This window comes from Streptomyces sedi (genome assembly GCF_006335015.1).
GTDB classification, from domain to species: domain Bacteria; phylum Actinomycetota; class Actinomycetes; order Streptomycetales; family Streptomycetaceae; genus Streptomyces; species Streptomyces sedi.
On record NZ_VDGT01000011.1, the window covers coordinates 1 to 26,641 of the forward strand.

21 protein-coding genes and 1 tRNA gene are annotated in these 26,641 nt (G+C 69.3%); 21 read left to right on the plus strand and 1 reads right to left on the minus strand.

The window, feature by feature from the left end; all coding sequences use genetic code 11:
* Positions 1–47: 47 nt before the first annotated feature.
* Positions 48–1,298, minus strand: coding sequence for a pyridoxal phosphate-dependent aminotransferase (locus tag FH715_RS15630; protein ID WP_139645690.1), 1,251 nt, complete (start codon positions 1,296–1,298; stop codon positions 48–50).
* A gap of 177 nt (positions 1,299–1,475) precedes the next feature.
* On the opposite strand from FH715_RS15630, the gene FH715_RS15635 reads away from it, so the two are divergent.
* From FH715_RS15635 to FH715_RS15735, 21 genes are all read left to right on the plus strand, one after another.
* Positions 1,476–1,548, plus strand: a tRNA-Trp gene (locus FH715_RS15635).
* An 81-nt stretch (positions 1,549–1,629) separates the two neighbouring features.
* The gene (secE, locus tag FH715_RS15640; RefSeq protein WP_246108789.1) at positions 1,630–1,893 is read left to right on the plus strand and encodes a preprotein translocase subunit SecE; all 264 of its coding nucleotides are present in this window, start codon (positions 1,630–1,632) and stop codon (positions 1,891–1,893) included.
* Between the two features lie 42 nt (positions 1,894–1,935).
* On the plus strand, positions 1,936–2,757 hold the full coding sequence (gene nusG, locus FH715_RS15645; RefSeq protein WP_139645694.1) for a transcription termination/antitermination protein NusG: 822 nt from the start codon (positions 1,936–1,938) through the stop codon (positions 2,755–2,757).
* A gap of 94 nt (positions 2,758–2,851) precedes the next feature.
* Positions 2,852–4,093 carry an AAA family ATPase gene (locus FH715_RS15650; protein ID WP_139645696.1) on the plus strand — a complete coding sequence of 414 codons (1,242 nt, stop codon included), beginning with the start codon at positions 2,852–2,854 and terminating at the stop codon, positions 4,091–4,093.
* Positions 4,094–4,221: 128 nt separating this feature from the next.
* Entirely contained in the window at positions 4,222–5,712 is a 1,491-nt protein-coding gene (locus tag FH715_RS15655; RefSeq protein ID WP_139645698.1) for a VWA domain-containing protein, read from the plus strand.
* Positions 5,713–5,870: 158 nt separating this feature from the next.
* Positions 5,871–6,305: a 50S ribosomal protein L11 gene (rplK, locus tag FH715_RS15660; RefSeq protein WP_139645701.1), complete on the plus strand. Its 435-nt coding sequence runs from the start codon at positions 5,871–5,873 to the stop codon at positions 6,303–6,305.
* Positions 6,306–6,388: 83 nt separating this feature from the next.
* The gene (rplA, locus tag FH715_RS15665; RefSeq protein WP_139645704.1) at positions 6,389–7,105 is read left to right on the plus strand and encodes a 50S ribosomal protein L1; all 717 of its coding nucleotides are present in this window, start codon (positions 6,389–6,391) and stop codon (positions 7,103–7,105) included.
* 148 nt (positions 7,106–7,253) lie between these two features.
* Positions 7,254–8,177, plus strand: coding sequence for an SCO4651 family lipoprotein (locus FH715_RS15670; protein ID WP_139645705.1), 924 nt, complete (start codon positions 7,254–7,256; stop codon positions 8,175–8,177).
* 287 nt (positions 8,178–8,464) lie between these two features.
* Complete coding sequence (rplJ, locus tag FH715_RS15675) at positions 8,465–9,019, plus strand: 50S ribosomal protein L10 (protein ID WP_139645707.1); 555 nt, start codon at positions 8,465–8,467, stop codon at positions 9,017–9,019.
* 108 nt (positions 9,020–9,127) lie between these two features.
* On the plus strand, positions 9,128–9,514 hold the full coding sequence (gene rplL / locus FH715_RS15680; protein WP_139645709.1) for a 50S ribosomal protein L7/L12: 387 nt from the start codon (positions 9,128–9,130) through the stop codon (positions 9,512–9,514).
* A gap of 485 nt (positions 9,515–9,999) precedes the next feature.
* Positions 10,000–13,485: a DNA-directed RNA polymerase subunit beta gene (gene rpoB / locus FH715_RS15685; RefSeq protein WP_139645711.1), complete on the plus strand. Its 3,486-nt coding sequence runs from the start codon at positions 10,000–10,002 to the stop codon at positions 13,483–13,485.
* A gap of 94 nt (positions 13,486–13,579) precedes the next feature.
* Positions 13,580–17,479 (plus strand): DNA-directed RNA polymerase subunit beta', encoded by a 3,900-nt coding sequence (locus FH715_RS15690; protein ID WP_139645713.1) that lies wholly within the window; start codon positions 13,580–13,582, stop codon positions 17,477–17,479.
* 341 nt (positions 17,480–17,820) lie between these two features.
* Positions 17,821–18,192, plus strand: coding sequence for a 30S ribosomal protein S12 (gene rpsL, locus FH715_RS15695; RefSeq protein WP_062207506.1), 372 nt, complete (start codon positions 17,821–17,823; stop codon positions 18,190–18,192).
* A gap of 2 nt (positions 18,193–18,194) precedes the next feature.
* A complete protein-coding gene (rpsG, locus tag FH715_RS15700; RefSeq protein ID WP_139645715.1) occupies positions 18,195–18,665 on the plus strand; it encodes a 30S ribosomal protein S7 in 471 nt (156 codons plus the stop codon).
* Between the two features lie 39 nt (positions 18,666–18,704).
* Entirely contained in the window at positions 18,705–20,828 is a 2,124-nt protein-coding gene (gene fusA, locus FH715_RS15705; RefSeq protein ID WP_139645717.1) for an elongation factor G, read from the plus strand.
* Positions 20,829–20,998: 170 nt separating this feature from the next.
* Positions 20,999–22,192 carry an elongation factor Tu gene (tuf, locus tag FH715_RS15710; RefSeq protein ID WP_139645719.1) on the plus strand — a complete coding sequence of 398 codons (1,194 nt, stop codon included), beginning with the start codon at positions 20,999–21,001 and terminating at the stop codon, positions 22,190–22,192.
* A 247-nt stretch (positions 22,193–22,439) separates the two neighbouring features.
* Complete coding sequence (locus tag FH715_RS15715; protein WP_139645721.1) at positions 22,440–22,871, plus strand: DUF485 domain-containing protein; 432 nt, start codon at positions 22,440–22,442, stop codon at positions 22,869–22,871.
* Entirely contained in the window at positions 22,868–24,568 is a 1,701-nt protein-coding gene (locus tag FH715_RS15720) for a solute symporter family protein (RefSeq protein ID WP_211367664.1), read from the plus strand. Before FH715_RS15715 ends, FH715_RS15720 begins: the two co-directional genes overlap by 4 nt.
* A 221-nt stretch (positions 24,569–24,789) precedes the next feature.
* Entirely contained in the window at positions 24,790–25,071 is a 282-nt protein-coding gene (locus FH715_RS15725; RefSeq protein WP_246108768.1) for a hypothetical protein, read from the plus strand.
* Complete coding sequence (locus FH715_RS15730; RefSeq protein WP_246108769.1) at positions 25,068–25,406, plus strand: type II toxin-antitoxin system PemK/MazF family toxin; 339 nt, start codon at positions 25,068–25,070, stop codon at positions 25,404–25,406. The genes FH715_RS15725 and FH715_RS15730 overlap by 4 nt, the downstream gene beginning before the upstream one ends.
* A 158-nt stretch (positions 25,407–25,564) precedes the next feature.
* Complete coding sequence (locus FH715_RS15735) at positions 25,565–26,569, plus strand: DUF5954 family protein (RefSeq protein ID WP_139645724.1); 1,005 nt, start codon at positions 25,565–25,567, stop codon at positions 26,567–26,569.
* Positions 26,570–26,641: the final 72 nt, after the last annotated feature.

Consider the following 26,641-nt stretch of genomic DNA (forward strand, 5'->3'; position numbering starts at 1 on the left):
CGACCCGAACCCGCGTTCGGGTCGACCCCGGTGTCGCCGCCGACGCCTCAGCGGGCCTCGGCCAGCAGCTTCTGGATGCGGGAGACGCCCTCGACCAGGTCGTCGTCGCCCAGCGCGTAGGAGAACCGCAGATAGCCGGGCGTGCCGAACGCCTCACCCGGCACCACGGCCACCTCCGCCTTCTCCAGCAGGACTTCCGCCAACTCCAGCGTGGTGGAGGGGCGCTGGCCGCCGATCTCGCGGCCGAGCAGCGCCTTGACCGAGGGGTAGGCGTAGAACGCGCCCTTGGGCTCGGGGCAGTCGACGCCCTCGATCTCGTTGAGCATCCGCACGATGGTGGTGCGGCGCCGGTCGAACGCCTCGCGCATCCTGACCACCGCGTCCAGGTCGCCGGAGACGGCGGCCAGCGCGGCGGCCTGGGCGACGTTGCTCACGTTGGAGGTGGCGTGCGACTGGAGGTTGCTCGCGGCCTTGACCACGTCCCGCGGGCCGACGACCCAGCCCACCCGCCAGCCGGTCATGGCGTAGGTCTTGGCGACGCCGTTGACGATCACGCAGCGGTCGGCCAGCTCGGGCACCAGCGTCGGCAGCGAGCTGAACTGGGCGTCCCCGTAGACCAGATGTTCGTAGATCTCGTCGGTGAGCACCCACAGGTCGTGGTCGACGGCCCACTGGCCGATGGCGCGGGTCTCCTCGGGGGAGTAGATCGCGCCGGTCGGGTTGGAAGGCGAGACGAAGAGCAGCACCTTGGTGCGCTGCGTGCGAGCGGCCTCCAGCTGCTCGACGGTGGCCAGGTAGCCGCTGGTCTCGTCCGTGTCGACGAAGACCGGCACGCCGCCGGCCAGCCGGATCGACTCCGGGTAGGTGGTCCAGTACGGCGCGGGGACGATCACCTCGTCACCCGGGTCGAGCAGGGTGGCGAACGCCTCGTAGATCGCCTGCTTGCCGCCGTTGGTGATCAGCACTTGGCCGGCCTCGACCTGGTAGCCGGAGTCCCGCAGCGTCTTGGCCGCGACCGCGTCCTTCAGCTCCGGCAGCCCACCGGCCGGGGTGTAGCGGTGGAAGCGCGGCTCCCGGCAGGCGGCCTCGGCCGCGGCGACGATGTAGTCGGGGGTCGGGAAGTCCGGCTCGCCGGCACCGAATCCGATCACGGGCCGCCCGGCGGCGCGCAGCGCCTTGGCCTTGGCGGTCACGGCCAGCGTCGCGGACTCGGAGATGGCGCCGATCCGCGCGGACACCCGGCGCTGGGCCGGCGGCGCGACGGGCGGTTGGGCAGGGGGTGGGGTTGCGGCACTCATGGGTGCATCGTTCCAGACGGCTGTGCGAGGCGGCACGCGAGTTGCGCGGGATGACCCCATACGTCACACCCGTCACGCCGGAACGCCCGGTACTTCCCGTTCGACGCCCGGCCTTTGAGCACGTACACTCCTCAGCGGTGGCGCCGGATGCGGTAGGTTGTCCGGGCCACACGGTAAAGGGTCGTAGCTCAATTGGTAGAGCACTGGTCTCCAAAACCAGCGGTTGGGGGTTCAAGTCCCTCCGGCCCTGCTGCACGAAAGTGAAAGAGCCGTCCGGGTGGCCGGGCGGCTTATGACCATGACCGGGATCGGGTGAGGACGAGTGGCTGGGATCACGGACTCCGTTGAGGCGCCGGAACCCCGGGGCGAGGGCGGCGCCGGCCGTCGCGGCCGGCGAGCCAAGAGGGGTCCGCTGGGCAAGCTCGCGCTCTTCTACCGGCAGGTCGTCGCCGAGCTGCGCAAGGTCGTCTGGCCCACCCGCAAGCAGCTGGCGACCTACGCGACAGCGGTGATCGTTTTCGTCGTCGTCGTCATCTGCATCCTGACCGTGCTTGACTGGGGATTCAGCCGAGTCATCGAGTACGTCTTCGGCTGATGTGCCATCCCTCGCAACGAAAGTCAGGAAGAAGCAGCTACCGTGTCTGACCCGAACCTGAACGACGCCTCCCCCGAGACCGAGGACGAGGCCACCGTGCGCGACGAGGTCCGCGACGAGGTCGAGGCGGACGCCGCGCCCGGCGATGTCGAGCAGGCGGAGGCTGCCGATGACCCCGCGGACGAGCCCACCGAGGCGCCCGCGGACGAGGACGAGCCCGCCGAGGCGGAGGCCGCCCCGGAGCCGGTCGACCCGGTCGCCGCGCTCCGCGAGGAGCTGCGGACCCTCCCCGGCGAGTGGTACGTGATCCACACCTACGCGGGCTACGAGAACCGCGTGAAGACCAACCTCGAACAGCGCGCCGTCTCGCTCAACGTCGAGGACTACATCTTCCAGGTCGAGGTGCCGCAGGAGGAGGTCGTCCAGATCAAGAACGGCGACCGCCGCACCATCAAGCAGAACAAGCTCCCCAGCTATGTGCTGGTCCGCATGGACCTGACCAACGAGTCCTGGGGCGTCGTGCGGAACACCCCGGGCGTCACCGGCTTCGTCGGCAACGCCTACGACCCGTACCCGCTGACCCTCGACGAGATCGTCAAGATGCTCGCCCCCGAGGTCGAGCAGCAGGCCGCCGCCGAGGCCGCGGCCGAGGGCGGCGCCCCCAGCTCCGGCCGCCGCGTCGAGGTGCAGGTGCTGGACTTCGAGGTCGGCGACTCGGTCACCGTCACCGACGGCCCGTTCGCCACCCTCCAGGCCACGATCAACGAGATCAACGCCGATTCCAAGAAGGTCAAGGGCCTGGTGGAGATCTTCGGCCGCGAGACCCCGGTCGAGCTGAGCTTCGACCAGATTCAGAAGAACTAGGCGCCACGCCGTTCCGACCCGGGTCCACGCCCCGGGTCGGAGCGCGCGGGGCCCCGTCCGTTCCGCGAGGCACCCGTCCCTTGGAGTCGAGGCATTGGACGCACAGGACGCGCGGGACGGCACTTACGACGCGCGGGACACGGCTAGGCGGCTGAGGGCGATCACCGGTGAGCTGTCGGACCGGTTCTACGAGCGGGACGACGTCGTACGGACGCTGGTGGTCGCGCTGCTCGCCGGGCAGCACTCGCTGCTGCTCGGGCCGCCGGGGACGGCGAAGTCCGAGCTCGCCCGCGAGCTGACCGGCCGGGTGGAGGGGGCCTCCTACTGGGAGATCCTGCTGTCGAAGTTCACCGCCCCGACACGGATGTTCGGCCCCATCGACGTCGCCGCGCTCGCCCGCGGCGAGTACCGCCAGGTGTACGAGGGACGCGCCACCACCGCGCATGTCGCGTTCATCGACGAGATCTTCAAGTGCTCGACGGCGGCGCTGAACGAGACCCTGGGCTATCTCAACGAGCGGATCTACCACCCGGAGAACGGCGGCGAGCCGATCCGCTGCCCGCTGATCGCGGCCATCACGGCGAGCAACGAACTGCCGGGCGGCGACGACGCCGCGGCGATCTACGACCGGCTGCTGGTGCGGATCGAGGTCGGCTACCTGGAGGAGCCGTCGAACTTCGCCGCGCTGGTCCGCTCCGCCGTCAGCCGCCCGACGCCACCCGCGCGCACCACGGTGGAACTGGCCGCGTTACAGAACGCCGTGACGGAGGCCGTCCCGGAGGTGGAGGTCCCTGACACGGTCGTGGACGCGGTCTGCGCGCTGCGCGCCGCCCTGCGCCGCGCGGAGCTGGTCGCCTCCGACCGCCGCTGGCGGCAGGCGGTGCGCCTCCTCCAGGCGTCGGCCTGTCTTGACGGCCGCGCGACGGTCACCGAGGCCGATCTCCCGGTGCTGACCCACGTGTTGTGGAACGCCCCCGACGAACGCCCGGTCGTCGAGCGCGAGGTGCTCCAGCTGGTCAACCCCGACGCCAGGGAGGCGCTCGACGTGGCGGCCACCCTCGACGCGTTGGAGAACCGGCTCGAATCCATGGCCGGCCAGTCCCGCGAGGCGCTGAGCGAGTGGGTGATCAGGGACGCCCACCAGAAGCTCGCCGTCGCGGGGAAGCGCCTGGAGCGGCTGCGCGGGGAGGCCGAGCGCGCGGGCCGTTCCACCGCCACCGTCGACCGGGTCACCGAGCGCCAGCACGCCGTCCGGGCCCGGGTGCTCACCGAGGCCCTCGGCCTGGACACCAGCATGGTGCGGGACCAGCTCCCGGGGGTCGGACAAACGCCGTGAGTCGGGCGCCGGAAGGGGGGAACGAGCCACCGGCCGCCGCGTACGCCGGTCACGGGGTCTGGCTGGCCCGTTCCGCCACCACCGTCCCGCGGCACACGTCGTGCCTGGTCGCGGACCGATTCGACCTCATGAACTGGCACGACACCCGTGCCCGCGCGTCGGCGCTGCGCGAGCTGGCGGAGGAGCTGGGGGCACGGCACGAGGGCGCCGACGACCTGGTGGCGGACGTCTTTCTCGCCGCGTACCAGGCCGGCGAGCCCAGGCCGCGCCGGCGGGCCGAGATGGACCCCTCCCGCTGGGTCAACCACCAGGTCGTCACCGCGCTGACGGAGGCGCCCGACCTCGACGAGCTGCGCCGGACCACGGCCGGCGACCCCTACGCCGCCGCGCTCGCCGTGCTCGCGCTGGCGCCGGAGCTGCGTCGGATGCTGGAGCACACCCGGCAGGCGAGGAGCTGGGCGGAGCGGGCGGGCGAGGCCGGGCGGAGCGCGGAGAACGCGGCCACCGCCGTCGCCGAGGCCCTCCGCGAAGCCGCCGACGCGGCGGACGGGAGCGACGCGGCGGACGACGCCGTGGGGCGGGCCGTCCGGGCGGCCGAGGCCGCCGAGGCCGCCTCCCGTGAGGCTGCCCACCGGGCCGCGCAGGCGCTCGAAGCGGTGGCCCCCGGCGTCCGCGCCGCCACCCGCGCCGCGACCGCGCGGGCCGTCGCGCTGGCGCGCGAGGAGGCCGCGCTGATGCTGGCCTGGGGCGTCGCGCCGGGGGAACGGGAGCGGATGCCGTTCGACCAGCGTCTCCGCCTCGCCGGGCGGCTCGGCACCAGCCGGCTCGCGCGGTGGGCCGACCTGATCGGCCGCTTCCGGCGGATGGCCGAGGGCGAGCGCGCCCGCGGGGTGCGCGACGCCTCGGGCGAGCTGGTCGGCGTCACGCTCGGCGACGACCTGTCCCGCGTCATCCCCTCCGAGCTGGCCCACCTCGGTCTGCCCGCGCTGCGCGCGGTGTTCGCCGCCCGGTATGCCGCCGGCGAGCTCATGCTCTACGACCAGCGGGGCGAGGCGCCCACCGGCCGGGGCGCGATCGTCGCCTGCGTCGACACCTCGCACTCGATGTACGCGGCCGGGCCCGACGGCGTCACCAGGGAGGCGTGGGCCAAGGGCTGCGCCCTGGCGCTCCTGGACCAGGCGCGGCACGCCCGACGCGACTTCGTCGGCATCGTCTTCTCCGCCGCCGACCAGGTCGAGGTCTTCCGCTTCCCGGCCGGCGCCGGGGGCGCCACCGGCCTGGTGGTGGAGTTCGCCGAGACCTTCCTCGGGGGCGGCACCAGCTACGAGACGCCGCTGACCGCCGCCGTCGAGGTGCTGGAGCGGGAGTACGACGACGAGGGCCGCGCGCACGGCGACATCGTGCTGCTCACCGACGACGAGTGCGCCGTCACCGAGGAGTGGGAACGCGACTGGCGCGAGGCCAGGCGTCGGCTCGGCTTCCGCCTCTTCGGGGTCGCCGTCGGCGCCCCGCACGTCGCGCGGGAGGACTCGGTGCTGCACGCCCTGTGTGACAACCTGCGCCGCGTCGAGGACCTCACCGACGTGCACTCGGCCGCCGATCTCTTCCGCGTCATCTGAACGTCGGAGGTCGGGGGAGCGCGGGCCCGAATTTTGGGCCCGGGGTGCCACCCGCTACCGTGGTGCGGTATGCCCACCGCCGGTCTGTCCGGTCCGGCCCGTTCCGACGGCGGCGGCCGTGGGCCGATCACCTCTCGTCAAGGACCCGGAGAGAGCACATGCCTCCCAAGAAGAAGAAGGTCACCGGGCTGATCAAGCTCCAGATCCAGGCCGGCGCGGCCAACCCGGCGCCGCCCGTGGGTCCGGCGCTCGGCCAGCACGGTGTCAACATCATGGAGTTCTGCAAGGCCTACAACGCGGCCACCGAGTCGCAGCGTGGCTGGGTGATCCCGGTGGAGATCACGGTCTACGAGGACCGTTCCTTCACCTTCGTCACCAAGACCCCGCCCGCCGCCAAGATGATCCTCAAGGCGGCCGGTGTGGAGAAGGGCTCGGGCGAGCCGCACAAGACCAAGGTCGCCAAGATCACGGCCGACCAGGTCCGCGAGATCGCCACCACCAAGATGCCCGACCTCAACGCCAACGACCTGGACGCCGCCTCGAAGATCATCGCGGGCACCGCGCGTTCCATGGGCGTCACCGTCGAGGGCTGACGCACCGCACGTTCGATCCGTGGCAGGGCCAGGCGCTGGCCCGGACCACGACTCCACACCACACGACTTTCCCTGGAGCAGCAGTGAAGCGCAGCAAGAGCCTCCGTGGCGCGGACGCCAAGGTCGACAAGACCCGCGTCTACAGCCCGCTTGAGGCCGTTCGGCTCGCCAAGGAGACGGCGACCGCCAAGTTCGACTCGACCGTCGAGATCGCCATGCGGCTGGGTGTCGACCCCCGCAAGGCCGACCAGATGGTCCGCGGCACCGTCAACCTGCCGCACGGCACCGGCAAGACCGCCCGGGTCCTGGTCTTCGCCACTGGTGACCGTGCGGCAGCCGCCGAGGCCGCCGGAGCCGACATCGTCGGCTCGGACGAGCTGATCGACGAGGTCGCCGGCGGGCGCCTGGACTTCGACGCCGTCGTGGCCACCCCCGACCTCATGGGCAAGGTCGGCCGCCTCGGCCGGGTGCTCGGCCCCCGTGGTCTGATGCCGAACCCGAAGACCGGCACCGTCACCCCCGACGTCGCCAAGGCCGTCACCGAGATCAAGGGCGGCAAGATCGAGTTCCGCGTGGACAAGCACGCCAACCTGCACTTCGTCATCGGCAAGGTGTCGTTCGAGGAGGCGCAGCTGGTGGAGAACTACGCCGCCGCGCTGGAGGAGGTCATGCGTCTCAAGCCGTCCGCGGCGAAGGGGCGTTACCTGAAGAAGGCCGTCGTCTCCACCACCATGGGGCCCGGCGTGCCGATCGACCCCAACCGCACGCGGAACCTGCTCACCGAGGACACCCTCGTCTGAGCGCACGCCGCGCGGTGCATGACCCCGACGTCCGTTCCGGTTCTGTCACAGAACCGGGGCGGACGTCTCTTGTCCGGTCGCCGGCTCCCTAGGGTGGGGGTCCGGGGGAGCAGTAACAGTTCGCAGTCTTCGCACTTTTGGGGGAACAATGCGTTTCGCTTACCGCGTCGCCACCGGCATCGCCGGGGTGGCCCTGCTGGCGGGGACCGCCGCCTGCGGCGGTGACGACAAGGAGGAGTCCTCCAAGGGCGCCTCGGAGAACGAGGGCGGTGGCGGCGGGGAGCAGACCGTCCAGGCGCTCCAGGCCGCGGCGGAGAACACGGCCGACGTGCGCTCCGCCAGGTTCGAGGGCGAGATGAACGCCCCGGAGGCGGCCGGCGGGCAGATGACCCTTGAGGGCGTGATGAGTTGGGACCCCACGCTCACCATGGAGATGACGACCTCCGGTGGCGAGCTGGCGAGCACCCCCGGCGCCCCGGACGAGGTCGCGGTCCGCTGGATCGACAACGTCATGTACATGCACATGGGTCCGGAGTTCGGCGCCGAGATGGACGGCCGCGAGTGGCTCTCGATGGACCTGGACGCGGTCGCGGAGATCGCGGGTGAGGCCGGCGACCCGGCCATGGCCGACGCCATGACCATGGGGCTGGAGTCGACCAACCAGAACCCCGCCCAGCAGATGGGCCTGCTGCTGAACTCCCCGGGCATCGAGGAGGTCGGCGAGGAGTCGCTGGACGGCGTCGAGACCCGCCACTACGCCGGGAACGTCACCGTCGAGGACGCCGTCGCCGGCGACCAGGGCGGCGTGACCGAGCTGCTGACCGAGGACGAGGTCGAGCAGCTGGTGGCGGCGATGGAGCAGCAGGGCATCGAGAGCTACGACATCGACGTCTGGATCGACGAGAACGACATGCCGGTGCAGGTCAGGCAGAGCTACGACACCGTCGAGGGCCCGGTCGAGTACGAGGTGCGCTACTCGGACTTCGACACCGACGTCGCCGTCGAGGCCCCGCCGGCCGACGGGGTCCTGGACTTCATGGAGCTGCTGGCCGACATGGGCGCCGAGCTCTGACGCCGCCCGGGGCGCGGCCCCGGACCCGATTTGCCTGACGGAGAGCGCCTCGCGTACTCTCCACGTAAAGCCAGAGACCGCTGGTTGTCACCGCGAGCCCCCAGGGTTCGGGGTGGCCGAAGGACCGCTCACGCGGCGACCCGCGCAGGTGTTTCGTGGAAGTACGCGTACGGCTCGTTCCGTGCGTTGACCGCCCTGAGCGCCTGCGCCAGGGCGTTTTCGTTTGTCGGACCCTTCTGCCGCGGTTGCTGTACACCTGCGGAAGAACCGGAAGGAGGGCCGGGGTTATGGCTGATTCCGACAAGGGCGCGGTCGTCGCCGACATCAAGCAGCGCTTCGAGGCGTCCAACGCGGCTGTGGTCACCGCCTACACGGGGCTCACCGTGGCTCAGCTCAAGGAGCTGCGTCGCACGCTCGGTGAGAACGCCCAGTACCGCGTGACCAAGAACACGCTGACCAAGATCGCGGCCAACGAGGCCGGGGTCAGCGGGCTGGACGAGCACCTCAAGGGCTCCACGGCCGTCGCCTTCGTGACCGGTGACCCGGTCAACGTGGCGAAGGGCCTGCGTGACTTCGCCAAGAACAACCCGGCGCTGGTCATCAAGGGCGGTGTCCTCGACGGGAAGCCGCTCGACGCCCAGGAGATCATCAAGCTCGCCGACCTTGAGTCGCGCGAGGTTCTGCTCGCCAAGCTCGCGGGCGGCATGAAGGCGTCGATGGCCAAGGCCGCCGCCACCTTCGAGGCGCCGCTCACGAAGTTCGTCCGCACCGCGGACGCGCTGCGCGACAAGGTCGAGCAGGGTGGTGCCGGCGCGCCGGCGGCCACCGACGCCCCGGAGTAACCACGGGGAGCACGTGTCTCCCCGTCCCCGGGGGGCCTCGCTCGCGGGCGGCCCGCCCGCGTCACACGTTCAACCGGCGACAGCCGACTCAAGTGGAAGGACGCCATCATGGCGAAGCTGAGCCAGGACGAACTGCTTGAGCAGTTCGCCGAGATGACCCTCATCGAGCTTGCCGACTTCGTGAAGAAGTTCGAGGACAAGTTCGACGTCGAGGCCGCCGCCCCGGCCGCCGTCGTCGCCGCCCCGGGTGGCGCGGGTGCCGCCGCCGAGGCCGAGCCGGAGCAGGACGAGTTCGACGTCGTCCTGACCGGTGCGGGCGACAAGAAGATCCAGGTGATCAAGGTCGTGCGCGAGCTGACCTCCCTGGGTCTGAAGGAGGCCAAGGAGCTGGTGGACAACACCCCGAAGGCCGTCGTGGAGAAGGTCAGCAAGGAGGCCGCTGAGAAGGCCAAGGAGACGCTGGAGGGCGCTGGCGCCTCCGTCGAGGTGAAGTGACCCCCGCGTCACTCACTCCTCCTCCCTCTTCGAGGGTCCTACCAGGGGCGACCACCCGCACGGGTGGTCGCCCTCTGGCGTTCGTCCGGAACGCCTCCTTGCCCGAGGCGTCGCGACGGGTATGGTGATCTTCGGCTTCCACCGGGTGATGCCCGTGACGGGTGGCGGTGGAGTAGGGGCCTTGACGAACCGCGGCACTCGCGCGATTCTCTGGTCGCGCGCCGATCGATCCGTGATCCGAGGCATGGAACCGTGGCGAGGCGGGAAGTGATGCGGCAGACGGGTTCGTTGCCGGCCTTCGAGGCGGCCGGCGGCGGTGCGGAAGAAGAAGGATGAGGGTGGCTCCTCGTTTGACAGGTAGGGGCGTTGGACATCAGTGGGTCTTGTGGCTACACTGACCCTTTGCGCTGCCTAGCTGCCTCCTGCCCGTCACCTTGGGGGCCGGCACGCGCGCAGAGAGTCCGAGCCCTCGGAAGGACCCCCTCTTGGCCGCCTCGCGCAACGCCTCGACGAACCACCAGAACAACGGCACCAGCACGGCACCGCTGCGTGTCTCTTTCGCGAAGATCAAGGAGCCGCTAGAGGTTCCCAATCTCCTTGCGCTGCAGACCGAGAGCTTCGACTGGCTGCTCGGCAATGACGCCTGGAAGGCCCGCGTCGAGGCCGCGCTGGAGAGTGGACAGAAGGTTCCGACGAAGTCGGGTCTGGAGGAGATCTTCGAGGAGATCTCCCCGATCGAGGACTTCTCCGGCTCGATGTCCCTGACGTTCCGCGACCACCGCTTCGAGCCCCCGAAGAACTCGATCGACGAGTGCAAGGAACGCGACTTCACCTACGCCGCCCCGCTGTTCGTCACGGCGGAGTTCACCAACAACGAGACCGGCGAGATCAAGTCGCAGACGGTCTTCATGGGTGACTTCCCGCTGATGACCGACAAGGGCACGTTCTGCATCAACGGCACCGAGCGCGTGGTCGTCTCGCAGCTGGTGCGGTCCCCGGGCGTCTACTTCGACAGCAGCATCGACAAGACCTCGGACAAGGACCTCTTCTCCGCCAAGATCATCCCCTCCCGGGGTGCCTGGCTGGAGATGGAGATCGACAAGCGCGACATGGTCGGCGTGCGGGTCGACCGCAAGCGCAAGCAGTCGGTCACCGTGCTGCTGAAGGCCCTGGGCTGGACCTCCGACCAGATCCTGGAGGAGTTCGGCGAGTACGAGTCCATGCGCGCCACCCTGGAGAAGGACCACACCCAGGGGCAGGACGACGCGCTGCTCGACATCTACCGCAAGCTCCGCCCGGGCGAGCCGCCGACCCGCGAGGCCGCGCAGACCCTCCTGGAGAACCTCTACTTCAACCCCAAGCGCTACGACCTGGCCAAGGTCGGCCGCTACAAGATCAACAAGAAGCTGGGCGGTGACGAGCCGCTGGACGCCGGCGTGCTCACCGTCGAGGACATCGTCGCCACCATCAAGTACCTGGTGCGGCTGCACGCGGGCGAGACCGAGACGGTCGTCACCGGCGGTCAGACCATCGTGGTGGAGACCGACGACATCGACCACTTCGGCAACCGGCGCCTGCGCAACGTCGGCGAGCTCATCCAGAACCAGGTCCGCACGGGTCTGGCCAGGATGGAGCGGGTCGTCCGCGAGCGGATGACCACCCAGGACGTCGAGGCGATCACGCCGCAGACCCTGATCAACATCCGGCCGGTCGTCGCCTCCATCAAGGAGTTCTTCGGCACCAGCCAGCTGTCGCAGTTCATGGACCAGACCAACCCGCTCTCCGGTCTGACCCACAAGCGCCGCCTGAACTCGCTGGGCCCCGGTGGCCTCAGCCGTGAGCGGGCCGGCCTTGAGGTCCGCGACGTGCACCCCTCGCACTACGGCCGCATGTGCCCGATCGAGACCCCCGAGGGTCCGAACATCGGTCTGATCGGTTCGCTGGCCGCCTTCGGCCGGCTGAACGCGTTCGGCTTCGTCGAGACCCCGTACCGCAGGGTCACCGAGGGCGTCGTCACCGACGCGGTCGACTACCTGACCGCCGACGAGGAGGACCGCTTCGTCATCGCGCAGGCCAACGCGCCGCTGACGGACGAGTACCGCTTCGCCGAGTCCCGCGTGCTGGTCCGCCGCCGCGGTGGCGAGATCGACTACGTGGCCGGCACCGAGGTCGACTACATGGACGTCTCGCCGCGCCAGATGGTGTCGGTCGCCACGGCCATGATCCCCTTCCTTGAGCACGACGACGCCAACCGCGCGCTCATGGGTTCCAACATGATGCGCCAGGCCGTGCCGCTGCTCCAGGCGGAGTCCCCGCTGGTCGGCACCGGCATGGAGTACCGCTCCGCGGTGGACGCCGGCGACGTGATCAAGGCCGAGAAGGACGGCGTGATCTCGGACGTCTCCGCCGACTACATCTCGGTGCAGAACGACGACGGCACGCACGTCACCCACAGGCTGGCGAAGTTCCACCGCTCCAACCAGGGCACCTCGTTCAACCAGAAGGTCCTGGTCGAGGAGGGCGACCGCGTGATCACCGGCCAGGTGATCGCCGACGGCCCGTCCACCGAGGCCGGCGAGATGGCGCTCGGCAAGAACCTGCTGGTCGCGTTCATGCCGTGGGAGGGCTACAACTACGAGGACGCGATCATCCTCTCCCAGCGTCTGGTGCAGGACGACGTCCTCTCCTCGATCCACATCGAGGAGCACGAGGTCGACGCCCGGGACACCAAGCTGGGCCCGGAGGAGATCACCCGCGACATCCCCAACGTCTCCGAGGAGGTCCTCGCGGACCTCGACGACCGGGGCATCATCAGGATCGGCGCCGAGGTCGAGGCCGGCGACATCCTGGTCGGCAAGGTCACCCCCAAGGGCGAGACCGAGCTGACCCCGGAGGAGCGGCTGCTGCGCGCGATCTTCGGTGAGAAGGCCCGCGAGGTCCGTGACACCTCGCTGAAGGTGCCGCACGGCGAGACCGGCAAGGTCATCGGCGTCCGCGTCTTCGACCGCGAGGAGGGCGACGAGCTGCCCCCCGGCGTCAACCAGCTGGTGCGGGTCTACGTCGCGCAGAAGCGCAAGATCACCGACGGCGACAAGCTCGCCGGCCGCCACGGCAACAAGGGCGTCATCTCCAAGATCCTGCCGGTCGAGGACATGCCGTTCATGGAGGACGGCACCCCGGTCGACATCATCCTGAACCCGCTGGGCGTCCCCTCCCGGATGAACCCGGGCCAGGTGCTGGAGATCCACCTCGGCTGGCTGGCCTCCCAGGGCTGGAAGGTCGAGGGCCTGGAGGAGGAGTGGCAGCAGCGACTCGCCTCCATCGGCGCCGACGACGTCGACCCGGGCACCAACGTGGCGACGCCGGTCTTCGACGGCGCCCGCGAGGACGAGCTGGCGGGGCTCTTCGGCTCCACCATCCCCAACCGCGACGGTGACCGCCTGGTCCTGCCCTCCGGCAAGGCGCGGCTCTACGACGGCCGCTCCGGCGAGCCGTTCCCGGACCCGATCTCCGTCGGGTACATGTACATCCTGAAGCTGCACCACCTGGTGGACGACAAGCTCCACGCCCGTTCCACCGGCCCGTACTCGATGATCACCCAGCAGCCGCTGGGCGGTAAGGCGCAGTTCGGCGGTCAGCGGTTCGGCGAGATGGAGGTGTGGGCGCTGGAGGCGTACGGCGCCGCCTACGCGCTCCAGGAGCTGCTGACCATCAAGTCCGACGACGTCACCGGCCGCGTCAAGGTCTACGAGGCGATCGTCAAGGGCGAGAACATTCCGGAGCCCGGGATCCCCGAGTCCTTCAAGGTGCTCATCAAGGAAATGCAGTCGCTCTGCCTGAACGTGGAGGTGCTGTCCTCGGACGGCATGTCCATCGAGATGCGTGACACCGACGAGGATGTCTTCCGCGCCGCGGAGGAACTCGGCATCGACCTGTCCCGGCGGGAGCCGAGCAGCGTCGAAGAGGTCTGACGGGCCAGGCCGGGGTGCGCGCCACCGCGCCCCCGGCTCCCCCCGGACCCCGACAGACCATTGACTGACACGACCCTGAGAGGGATTGACGAGAGTGCTCGACGTCAACTTCTTCGACGAACTGCGGATCGGCCTGGCGACGGCTGACGACATCCGTCAGTGGTCTCACGGCGAGGTGAAGAAGCCGGAGACCATCAACTACCGCACCCTCAAGCCCGAGAAGGACGGTCTCTTCTGCGAGAAGATCTTCGGTCCCACCCGGGACTGGGAGTGCTACTGCGGCAAGTACAAGCGCGTCCGCTTCAAGGGCATCATCTGTGAGCGCTGCGGCGTCGAGGTGACCCGCGCCAAGGTGCGCCGTGAGCGGATGGGCCACATCGAGCTGGCGGCCCCCGTCACTCACATCTGGTACTTCAAGGGCGTGCCCTCACGCCTGGGGTACCTGCTCGACCTGGCGCCGAAGGACCTGGAGAAGGTCATCTACTTCGCCGCCTACATGATCACCTACGTGGACGAGGAGCGTCGCACCCGCGACCTGCCGTCCCTGGAAGCCCACATCTCGGTGGAGCGGCAGCAGATCGAACAGCGCCGCGACGCCGACCTGGAGGGCAGGGCGAAGAAGCAGGAGACGGACCTCGCCGAGCTGGAGGCCGAGGGCGCCAAGGCGGACGTCCGCCGCAAGGTGCGCGAGGGCGCCGAGCGCGAGATGAAGCAGCTGCGCGACCGCGCCCAGCGCGAGCTGGACCGGCTCGACGAGGTGTGGAACCGCTTCAAGAACCTCAAGGTCCAGGACCTGGAGGGCGACGAGCTGCTCTACCGCGAGCTGCGCGACCGCTTCGGCACCTACTTCGACGGTTCGATGGGCGCCGCCGCGCTGCAGAGGCGGCTGGAGACCTTCGACCTCACCGAGGAGGCCGAGCGGCTGCGGGAGATCATCCGCACCGGCAAGGGCCAGAAGAAGACCCGCGCCCTGAAGCGGCTGAAGGTCGTCTCGGCGTTCCTCCAGACCTCCAACAGCCCGCGCGGCATGGTGCTGGACTGCGTCCCGGTGATCCCGCCGGACCTGCGTCCGATGGTGCAGCTGGACGGTGGCCGCTTCGCGACCTCCGACCTGAACGACCTGTACCGCCGCGTCATCAACCGGAACAACCGGCTGAAGAGGCTGCTGGACCTGGGCGCGCCCGAGATCATCGTCAACAACGAGAAGCGGATGCTTCAGGAGGCCGTTGACGCGCTGTTCGACAACGGCCGGCGCGGTCGCCCGGTCACCGGTCCCGGCAACCGCCCGCTGAAGTCGCTCTCCGACATGCTCAAGGGCAAGCAGGGCCGCTTCCGGCAGAACCTGCTGGGCAAGCGCGTCGACTACTCGGCCCGTTCCGTGATCGTCGTCGGCCCGCAGCTGAAGCTGCACCAGTGCGGTCTGCCGAAGGCGATGGCGCTGGAGCTGTTCAAGCCGTTCGTGATGAAGCGGCTGGTCGACCTCAACCACGCGCAGAACATCAAGTCGGCCAAGCGCATGGTCGAGCGTCAGCGCACGGTGGTGTACGACGTCCTCGAAGAGGTCATCGCCGAGCACCCCGTGCTGCTGAACCGCGCGCCGACCCTGCACCGGCTGGGCATCCAGGCGTTCGAGCCGCAGCTGGTCGAGGGCAAGGCCATCCAGATCCACCCGCTGGTCTGCACCGCGTTCAACGCGGACTTCGACGGTGACCAGATGGCCGTGCACCTGCCGCTGTCGGCCGAGGCGCAGGCCGAGGCCCGCATCCTGATGCTGTCCTCGAACAACATCCTCAAGCCGGCCGACGGCCGTCCGGTGACCATGCCCACCCAGGACATGGTGCTCGGGCTCTTCTTCCTCACCACCGACGAGGAGGAGCGCGAGATCCGCGGCGAGGGCCGGTCGTTCGCCTCGACCGCCGAGGCGATCATGGCGTTCGACGCCGGCGAGCTGTCGCTCCAGGCGAAGATCGACATCCGCTTCCCGCTCGGCACCGTCCCGCCCCGCGGCTGGACCCCGCCGGAGCCGGAGGAGGGCGAGCCGGAGTGGCAGCAGGGGGAGAGCTTCCGCCTGCGCACCACCCTCGGCCGTGCGCTCTTCAACGAGCTGCTGCCGGAGGACTACCCCTTCGTCGACCAGTCCGTGGGCAAGAAGCAGCTCTCCGGGATCGTCAACGACCTGGCCGAGCGCTACCCGAAGGTCGTGGTCGCGGCGGCGCTGGACAACCTCAAGTCGGCCGGCTACTTCTGGGCCACCAGGTCCGGTGTCACCGTGGCCGTCTCCGACATCGTGGTGCCCGAGGCGAAGAAGACGATCATCGCCGACTACGAGGCCCAGGACGAGAAGGTCCAGAAGCAGTACGAGCGCGGCCTGATCACCAAGGACGAGCGGACGCAGGAGCTGATCGCGATCTGGACCAAGGCCACGGCCGAGGTCGCGGACGCGATGAGTGAGAACTTCCCGAAGACCAACCCGATCTTCATGATGGTCGACTCGGGTGCGCGCGGCAACATGATGCAGATGCGTCAGATCGCCGGTATGCGTGGTCTGGTGTCCAACGCGAAGAACGAGACGATTCCCCGGCCGATCAAGGCGTCCTTCCGCGAGGGCCTCACCGTGCTGGAGTACTTCATCTCCACGCACGGTGCCCGTAAGGGTCTCGCCGACACCGCGCTGCGGACCGCCGACTCGGGTTACCTGACCCGTCGTCTGGTGGACGTCTCGCAGGACGTGATCATCCGCGAGGAGGACTGCGGCAGCGACCGCGGCCTCAAGCTGACGATCGCCTCCGTCGGCGCGGACGGCGTGCTGCGCAAGGCCGAGGACGTGGAGAGCAGCGTCTACGCCCGGTGCCTCGCCGAGGACATCACCGTCGACGGCAAGGTGCTGGCCCCGGCCGGCACCGACCTGGGCGACGTGCTGATCGACGAGCTGGTCAGGCACGGCGTGGAGACGGTCAAGACCCGCTCCGTGCTCACCTGCGAGTCGGCCGTCGGCACCTGCGCCATGTGCTACGGGCGTTCGCTGGCCACCGGCAAGCTGGTGGACATCGGCGAGGCCGTCGGCATCATCGCGGCCCAGTCCATCGGTGAGCCCGGCACCCAGCTGACGATGCGTACCTTCCACACCGGCGGTGTGGCGGGTGAGGACATCACGCAGGGTCTGCCGCGTGTGGTCGAGCTGTTCGAGGCCCGCACCCCGAAGGGCGTCGCGCCGATCTCCGAGTCGGCCGGCCGGGTGCGGATCGAGGAGACGGAGAAGACCAAGAAGCTCGTCGTCACGCCGGACGACGGCTCCGACGAGACCTCCTACCCGGTCTCCAAGCGCTCCAGGCTGCTGGTGGGCGAGGGCGACCACGTCACGGTCGGCCAGCCGCTGACCGTCGGCGCGGCCAACCCGCACGACGTGCTGCGCATCCTCGGCCAGCGCGCGGTGCAGGTCTACCTGGTGGGCGAGGTCCAGAAGGTCTACAACTCGCAGGGTGTGGCCATCCACGACAAGCACATCGAGATCATCGTCCGGCAGATGCTGCGCCGGGTGACGATCATCGAGTCGGGCGACGCGGAGCTGCTGCCGGGCGAGCTGGTGGAGCGCTCCAAGTTCGAGTCGGAGAACCGCCGCGTGGTGGCCGAGGGCGGGCACCCCGCCTCCGGTCGTCCGCAGCTGATGGGTATCACCAAGGCGTCGCTGGCCACCGAGTCCTGGCTGTCGGCGGCGTCCTTCCAGGAGACGACGCGGGTGCTCACCGACGCGGCGATCAACGCCAAGTCGGACTCGCTGATCGGCCTCAAGGAGAACGTGATCATCGGTAAGCTCATCCCGGCCGGCACGGGCCTGTCCCGTTACCGGAACATCCGGGTGGAGCCCACCGAGGAGGCGAAGGCCGCGATGTACTCGGCCGTCGGTTACGACGACATCGACTACTCGCCCTTCGGCACCGGCTCCGGACAGGCGGTCCCGCTGGAGGACTACGACTACGGCCCCTACCAGGGCTGAGCCGAGCGAGAAGACCGGCGGCCGGGGCGAGTTCTTCGCCCCGGCCGCCGGCCCGTTCAGGGGCTTTCGGGCCGGTCGGCGGGGTGGCCGGACCAGGCCCCCTATCACCAAACCTAGATCGTTTTGACCCGGGGCACCGCGCTGGGTACGCTCTGACCTTGTGCCTGGGGTGTTCCCTGCGCTTTTCCAGCGGCAGTCGGGACTCCGGGGTCCGCAACCACTTCCCGACGCTCCCCAGCGGGGGAACGGAAGGCCGCGGTTTTCGACACGCCCGACCGCGTGGGTCGGAGGGTGTTCCAGGTTAGCTTCATTGTGATCGGCACAGAGAAACCGGAGATACGGTGCCAACGATCCAGCAGCTGGTCCGCAAGGGCCGGCAGGACAAGGTCGAGAAGAACAAGACACCCGCGCTTGAGGGTTCGCCCCAGCGCCGCGGTGTCTGCACGCGTGTGTTCACCACCACGCCCAAGAAGCCGAACTCGGCGCTCCGCAAGGTCGCGCGTGTCCGGCTGAGCAACGGGATCGAGGTCACCGCCTACATCCCGGGCGAGAACCACAACCTTCAGGAGCACTCCATCGTGCTGGTGCGCGGTGGAAGGGTGCGAGACCTGCCGGGTGTTCGCTACAAGATCATCCGCGGTTCCCTGGACACCCAGGGCGTCAAGAACCGTAAGCAGGCCCGCAGCCGCTACGGCGCCAAGAAGGAGAAGTAACCATGCCTCGTAAGGGCCCTGCCCCGAAGCGACCGGTCCACATCGACCCGGTCTACGGTTCTCCGCTGGTGACCTCCCTGATCAACAAGGTGCTGCTGAACGGCAAGCGTTCCACCGCCGAGCGCATCGTGTACGGCGCCATGGAGGGCCTGCGGGAGAAGACCAGCAACGACCCGGTCATCACGCTCAAGCGCGCCCTGGAGAACGTGAAGCCCACCCTTGAGGTGCGCTCCCGCCGCGTCGGCGGTGCCACGTACCAGGTGCCGGTCGAGGTGCGCCCCGGGCGTTCCTCCACGCTCGCCCTGCGCTGGCTGGTCGGTTACTCCCGCGCCCGGCGCGAGAAGACGATGACCGAGCGTCTGATGAACGAGCTGCTCGACGCCTCCAACGGCCTCGGCGCCTCCGTGAAGAAGCGTGAGGACACGCACAAGATGGCCGAGTCCAACAAGGCGTTCGCGCACTACCGCTGGTAGTCGCAACCCCTATCGAGACCGAGAGAAGACTGAAGCCAGATGGCTACCACTTCACTTGACCTGGCCAGGGTCCGCAACATCGGGATCATGGCCCACATCGACGCGGGCAAGACCACCACGACCGAGCGGATTCTGTACTACACCGGTGTGAGCTACAAGATCGGTGAGGTCCACGACGGCGCCGCCACGATGGACTGGATGGAGCAGGAGCAGGAGCGGGGGATCACCATCACCTCCGCGGCCACGACCTGCCACTGGCCGCTCGATGAGGTCGACCACACGATCAACATCATCGACACCCCCGGTCACGTCGACTTCACGGTCGAGGTCGAGCGTTCCCTGCGGGTGCTCGACGGCGCGGTGACCGTCTTCGACGGTGTCGCCGGTGTCGAGCCGCAGTCGGAGACCGTCTGGCGTCAGGCGGACCGTTACGGCGTTCCGCGCATCTGCTTCGTGAACAAGCTGGACCGCACCGGTGCGGACTTCTTCCGCTGTGTCGACATGATCGTCGACCGGCTGAAGGCCACCCCGCTGGTGATGCAGCTGCCGATCGGTGCCGAGGCCGGCTTCAAGGGCGTCATCGACCTGGTCAGCATGAAGGGGCTGGTCTGGTCCGAGGAGACCAAGCTCGGCGAGATGTACGACACGGTGGACATCCCCGAGGACCTGCGCGAGCAGGCCGAGGAGTGGCACGCCAAGCTCGTCGAGGCCGTCGCCGAGAACGACGAGGAGCTGATGGAGCTGTACCTCGACGGCACCGAGCCGTCCGAGGAGCAGCTGCGTACCGCGATCCGTCGGATCACCCTCGCCTCCACCGGCGCCGAGGGCTCCACCACGATCACCCCGGTCTTCTGCGGCACCGCGTTCAAGAACAAGGGCGTGCAGCCCCTGCTCGACTCGGTCGTGCGGTACCTGCCGTCGCCGCTGGACGTCGAGGCCGTCGAGGGGCACTCGCCGAAGAACACCGAGGAGGTCATCCGTCGCCGGCCCTCCGAGGAGGAGCCGCTGTCGGCCCTGGCCTTCAAGATCGCCAGTGACCCGCACCTGGGCAAGCTGACCTTCATCCGCGTCTACTCCGGTGTGCTCCAGGCGGGCACCCAGGTGTTGAACGCGGTGAAGGGCCGCAAGGAGCGGATCGGCAAGATCTACCGGATGCACGCCAACAAGCGTGAGGAGATCGACCGCGTCGGCGCGGGCGACATCGTCGCCGTGATGGGGCTGAAGCAGACCACCACGGGTGAGACGCTGTCGGACGCGACGCACCAGATCATCCTGGAGTCGATGGACTTCCCGGCCCCGGTGATCGAGGTCGCCATCGAGCCCAAGTCGAAGGGCGACCAGGAGAAGCTGGGCGTGGCGATCCAGCGGCTTTCCGAGGAGGACCCGTCCTTCCAGGTCAAGACCGACGAGGAGACCGGCCAGACGATCATCGCCGGCATGGGCGAGCTCCACCTCGACGTGTTCGTCGACCGCATGAGGCGCGAGTTCAGGGTCGAGGCCAACGTCGGCAAGCCGCAGGTGGCCTACCGCGAGACCCTGCGTCGCGCGGTCGAGAAGGTCGACTACACGCACAAGAAGCAGACCGGTGGCTCCGGTCAGTTCGCCAAGGTGCAGATCAGCCTGGAGCCGCTGGAAGGCGACGGGTACGAGTTCGAGAACAAGGTCACCGGTGGCCGCATCCCCAAGGAGTACATCCCCTCGGTGGACGCCGGTTGCCAGGAGGCGATGGAGTTCGGCGTGCTCGCCGGCTACCCGCTGACCGGTGTGAAGGTGACCCTGCTCGACGGCGCGTTCCACGACGTCGACTCGTCCGAGATGGCGTTCAAGATCGCCGGCTCGATGGTCTTCAAGGAGGCCGCCCGCAGGGCGAGCCCGGCCATCCTGGAGCCGTTGATGGCCGTCGAGGTCACCACGCCCGAGGACTACATGGGCGATGTGATCGGCGACATCAACTCCCGCCGTGGCCAGATCCAGGCCATGGAGGACCGGGGCGGCAACAAGGTCGTCAAGGGCCTGGTGCCGTTGTCGGAGATGTTCGGCTACGTCGGTGACCTGCGAAGCAAGACCTCCGGTCGTGCGAGCTACTCCATGCAGTTCGATTCCTACGGTGAGGTTCCCAAGAGCGTCTCCGAGGAGATCATCGCGAAGGCCAAGGGCGAGTAGCCCTTAAGCTGGAGCAAAGGGCATTCGGGGGCAATTCCGCCCCCGGTGCCCGGCCCTTTAGCGAAGCGGTCAAGGGCATCCCCCTCGGGGTCCTGACCGGTTCGGTCGATATCTGAAAACCTCCCGCAAGTCGCGGGGGGCGTACAGCACCAGTCCACAGGAGGACCCCAGTGGCGAAGGCGAAGTTCGAGCGGACTAAGCCGCACGTCAACATTGGCACCATCGGTCACATCGACCACGGCAAGACGACGCTTACCGCGGCGATCACCAAGGTGCTGCACGACGCTTACCCCGAGCTCAACGAGACGTTCGCGTTCGAGAACATCGACAAGGCGCCCGAAGAGCGTCAGCGCGGTATCACCATCTCCATCGCGCACGTCGAGTACCAGACGGAGAACCGTCACTACGCGCACGTCGACTGCCCGGGTCACGCGGACTACATCAAGAACATGATCACCGGTGCCGCCCAGATGGACGGCGCCATCCTCGTGGTCGCCGCCACCGACGGCCCGATGCCGCAGACCAAGGAGCACGTGCTCCTGGCCCGCCAGGTCGGTGTGCCGTACATCGTGGTCGCCCTCAACAAGGCGGACATGGTGGACGACGAGGAGATCATGGAGCTGGTGGAGCTTGAGGTCCGTGAGCTGCTCACGGAGTACGAGTTCCCGGGCGACGATGTCCCCGTGGTCAAGGTCTCGGCGCTGAAGGCGCTCGAGGGCGACGCCGAGTGGGCGAAGACCGTCCTGGAGCTGATGGAGGCTGTCGACGGCGCGATTCCGCAGCCGGAGCGCGACGTCGAGAAGCCGTTCCTGATGCCCATCGAGGACGTCTTCACCATCACCGGCCGCGGCACCGTGGTGACCGGTCGTATCGAGCGTGGTGTCCTCAAGGTCAACGAGACCGTCGACATCATCGGCATCAAGGAAGAGAAGACCACCACCACGGTCACCGGGATCGAGATGTTCCGGAAGCTGCTGGACGAGGGTCGCGCCGGTGAGAACGTCGGTCTGCTGCTCCGCGGCATCAAGCGCGAGGACGTCGAGCGCGGCCAGGTCATCATCAAGCCCGGCTCGGTCACCCCGCACACGGAGTTCGAGGCGACGGCGTACATCCTGTCGAAGGACGAGGGTGGCCGCCACACCCCGTTCTTCAACAACTACCGTCCGCAGTTCTACTTCCGTACCACCGACGTGACCGGTGTGGTGAGCCTCCCCGAGGGCACCGAGATGGTCATGCCGGGCGACAACACCGACATGCGCGTCGAGCTGATCCAGCCCGTCGCCATGGAGGAGACGCTGAAGTTCGCCATCCGTGAGGGTGGTCGGACCGTCGGCGCCGGTCAGGTCACCAAGATCATCAAGTGAACTGACCGTTCGCGGCCTCGGCCGTGAGCTGTTCCTTCAGGGGCCCCGGGCCCGCCGCCTCGTGCGGTGGGTGCGGGGCCCCTGGCCTTGGGTGATGGGGGTGGGCTGCCCGTCGCCCGCTCGGCGCGGATTTCGACCGTTCGTCGAGTGGCGTGCTCCACGGCGTGCCCGGAGGTTGTGACGCTCCTTACATTCTGGGGGCACGTCCCCCAGAACCGACCCGGGCCGCCTTTGTAAGGAGCCGTCGATGGCGACACACTCCGCCCCCGATTCCAGCGAGCCACCCCAGCCCGCGGAGCGGGGTGACCCGCCGCCGGCCCTGCCGCCCGAGTCCGAACTGGAGGCGCGTTCGGCGGCGATGCACGACGATCCGCGGTTCCACGAGCTGCGCAGCCGGCTGCTGCGCTTCGTGGTGCCGGCGAGCATCGCCTTCTTCGCCTGGTACGTGCTGTACGTGCTGATGTCGGCCTACGCGCGCGGGGTGATGTCGACCCAGGTGGTCGGCAGCGTCAACATCGCGCTGATCTTCGGCCTGCTGCAGTTCGTCACGACCTTCGGCATCGCGATCCTCTACTCGCGCTACACCAACCGCCGTTACGACCCGCTCGCCGACGAGCTGCGGGACGAGTTGGAGGGTCAGCCGGCGGTGCCGGGCGCCAGGAAGGGAGACGACGAATGATCACCATCGCCGCGGAGAACACCTCGGACCAGCGGCTGATCACCGTCATCCTCTTCGGCTCGCTGATCGCGTTGACGCTGGGCATCACGGTCTGGGCGAGTCGGCAGACCAAGTCCGCCACCGACTTCCACTCGGGCGGACGCGGCTTCAGCGGTATCCAGAACGGGTTCGCGATCGGCGGCGACTACATGTCGGCCGCGTCGTTCCTCGGCATCGCCGGCATGATCGCGCTCTATGGCTACGACGGGTTCCTCTACTCGATCGGCTTCCTGGTCGCCTGGCTGGTGGCCCTGCTGCTGGTCGCCGAACTGCTGCGGAACTCGGGTCGGTTCACGATGACCGACGTCGTCTCCTACCGGATGAAGCAGCGGCCGGTGCGGACGGCGGGATCGGTCTCGACGCTGACCGTCTCGATCTTCTACCTGCTGGCGCAGATGGTGGGCGCCGGGGCGCTGGTGGCGCTGCTGCTCGGCATCGAGGAGGGCGAGACCTACCTCGGGATGAGCGCCGACACCGCGAAGATCGTGGGCATCGTCGTCGTCGGCCTGCTGATGATCACCTATGTCTCGTTCGGCGGGATGACCGGCACCACCTGGGTGCAGATCGTCAAGGCCGTGATGCTGATGGGCGGCGCGCTGCTGGTCGCGCTGCTGGTGCTGTCGATCTACGACTTCAACTTCGGCTCGTTGATGAACGACGCGGCCGAGGCCAGCGGGGCGGGCAACGCGTTCCTCGAACCGGGGCAGCGCTACGGCGTCGAGGTCGCGGGCGACACCTGGCAGACCCTGGTCAACAAGCTGGACCTGATCAGCCTCGGCCTCGCGCTGGTGCTGGGCACGGCGGGGCTGCCGCACATCCTGATCCGCTTCTACACGGTGCCGGACTCCAAGACCGCCCGTAAGTCGGTCAACTGGGCGATCGGCCTCATCGGCACCTTCTACCTGCTCACCCTCATCCTGGGCTTCGGCGCCGCGGCGCTGGTCGGCGCCGACGCGATCACCGCGCAGAACAGCGCGGGCAACACGGCGGCGCCACAGCTGGCCGAGGAGGTCGGCAGCCACTTCGGCGGCGACTTCCTGGGCGCGGTGATGCTGGCGCTGATCGCGGCGGTGGCGTTCGCGACGATCCTCTCGACCGTCGCCGGGCTGACGATCGCCTCGTCCTCCTCGTTGGCGCACGACTTCTACAACGCGGTGCTGCGCGGCGGGAAGGCCAGCGAGAAGGAGGAGGTGCGGGTGGCCCGCTTCGCCGCGATCGGCGTGGGCGCGGTCTCCATCGTGCTGGCGGTCTTCGCCCAGGACCTCAACGTGGCGTTCCTCGTCGCGCTGGCCTTCGCGATCGCCGCCTCGGCGAACCTGCCGGTGATCCTGCTGAGCCTCTTCTGGAAGCGGTTCAACACCAGGGGAGCGGTCGCCGGCATCTACGGCGGTCTGATCAGCTCCGTCGGCCTGGTGATCTTCTCCCCGGTGGTCTCCGGCAAGGTCGACGCCGAGGGGGAGAACCTGGCGCTGCTCCCGAAGAGCATCGACATCTCCTGGTTCCCCCTGGAGAACCCCGGGCTGGTCTCCATCCCGCTGGGGCTGCTCTGTGCCGTGGTCGGCACCCTCATGTCCCGCGAGTCCGAACCCGAGAGGTTCGCGAAGCTCCAGGTCCGGGCCCTCACGGGTGCCGGGGCTGAGCGCGCGACCAAGCACTGAGCCGGGTTCGGCTCGTTGGAGGGGGCCTCGTGCCCCCGCGCCCGGGGCCCCGCCTCCCCCGCACTTCCCCCAGGCGGGGCCCCGGGCCGCACCTCCCCGCGCCGGCGCTGCCGTGCGGCGGGGGAGCGGTGGAGTCGTTTGCCCCCGCCGGAGACACGCGCCATACTTGCTGTATGACGAATGTCGTACAGGCGGGGTCGCGAGAGGCGGTGGCACCGGATATGGATTCCTCACCCAAGGAGCCGCGTCGAGGCAAGTTGGCCCAGGTGCGGCTCCAGGCCGACGAGGTGGAGGCGCTCCAGCAGGCGATGCGGACGCTGAACCTGGGATCGACCTCCGACGCGCTCCGCGAGGGGCTCCATCTCCTGGTCAGGGAAGCGGCGGAGGCCGGGGCCGCCGCGGAGATCCGCTCCTTCTACGGGGGAAGGCCCGCGCCTTTGCCGGACGGAGTCCTCCCGCCGACGGAGGAAGAGCTGAGGGCGGCGGACGAGATGACGTGGTGAACGTCGGTCCACCCCTGCGCGGGGAGGTCTGGGGGTGTGCGCTGCCCCAGCCGCTGGGCCCTCATCCGGTCGTCGTCCTGACGGTCAACCGCGTCGCCCGGCCCCTGTCGGCGGTCACCGTCGCGCTGATCACCGGCACCACGGGTCCCCGTACCACCCACATCCCGATCGGCCCCGACTCCGGACTGACGAAGTACGACGAGTCCTATGTGAACTGCGCCGATCTCCACACGGTGGCGAAAGCCCGGATGCGTAGACGCCTCGGACTCCTCGCGCCGGGGGAGCTTCGGGGGGTCGAGGACGCCGTGCGCGTCGTGCTCGGCCTCCAGCGCTGAACGTCGCACCCCGGCCCGGCGGCTCACACGAACGGGCGGTCGCGAAAGTGTGCCCCTCCCGCACCGGCACGTGAACATGGGGGCAAGGTAGCCCCCCGATGGTGGGGGCTTTGGGCAATCGGAGGACGGAGCGGCGCCGCCCGCGTCACACTGGGCTCATGGAGGATCACCGGAGGAACGCGCCGCCCCACCTCACGATCCGGGTGACCCGGCGGGACGATCCCGTCTCGGAGGTCACCGAGGTCGACACCATCCGGGCCGCCGAGCGCTATCCGCACGTGATCGTCCGCGGCCCCGTCTTCGGCTTCGCCGAGCAACGCCCGTCCGACCGGCCGGCCTGGCGCCTCCTCGACGACGTCGACGAGGCGTTCCCCCAGCACGCGCGCGAGGCGCTCAACTCCCACCTGTGGACCCGCGCCCGCGACGAGACCGCGCCCGGCGACCCGCTGCGCGCCCGCCTGCTCGCCGCCGTCCGCACACTGGAGAACGAGCCGGTCGACGAGCTGACCGTCGACCGCGTCCGCTACCGCGTCGTGCGCGGCGACGAGTTCGCCCGCGTCGGCCCCGACGGCATCGAGGGCCCGCGCCCCACCGACCCCGACGAGCCCGTCCCCGCCGCCGACTGGCGCCGGCGGCGCTCCGTCCCGCGCCGCACCAGAGGGCTGCTCCTGGACCACGCCAGCCCCACCGGGGTCATGGAGTCCATCCAACGGATGGAGCTGCTCGCCCTGCGCTACCAGGCGCCCCGCATCCCCGCCGAGGTGCGCGCCGACTCCGCACGCGCGATCGAGACCCACCCCGGAGTCGTGTTGCTCCCCGCCGCGTTCACCTTCGCCGAGCGCCGACGCAGCTCCTGGGAGCCGATGGCCGCCCTCCAGCCCAGCCCCCACGAGGCCCGCGCCACCCTGCACGCCTACCTCGCCGAGTTCCTGCCGCAGCTGGAGCACGAGGTGCCGCCCGAGGACGCCGCCGCCTACGCCCGCGCCGCCGAGGAGTTCCGCACCGGGCCGCGCGCGGACGAGGTCACCGTCCTGGGCCGCCGCTTCCGCGTCATCCGCGTCGAGCGGATGATCCGCTTCGGCCCCGACGGGCCCGAGCCGCCCCGCCCCACCGACCTCGACCCCTACGGCCCCTGCCCGATCCACCCGCCGCTGCCCGAGTAGCCCCCCGCCCGCCGGTCCACTCCGCGCGCCCTCGGGCCGATCCGCCCGTGCGACTCCCTACACCCGCGCCCC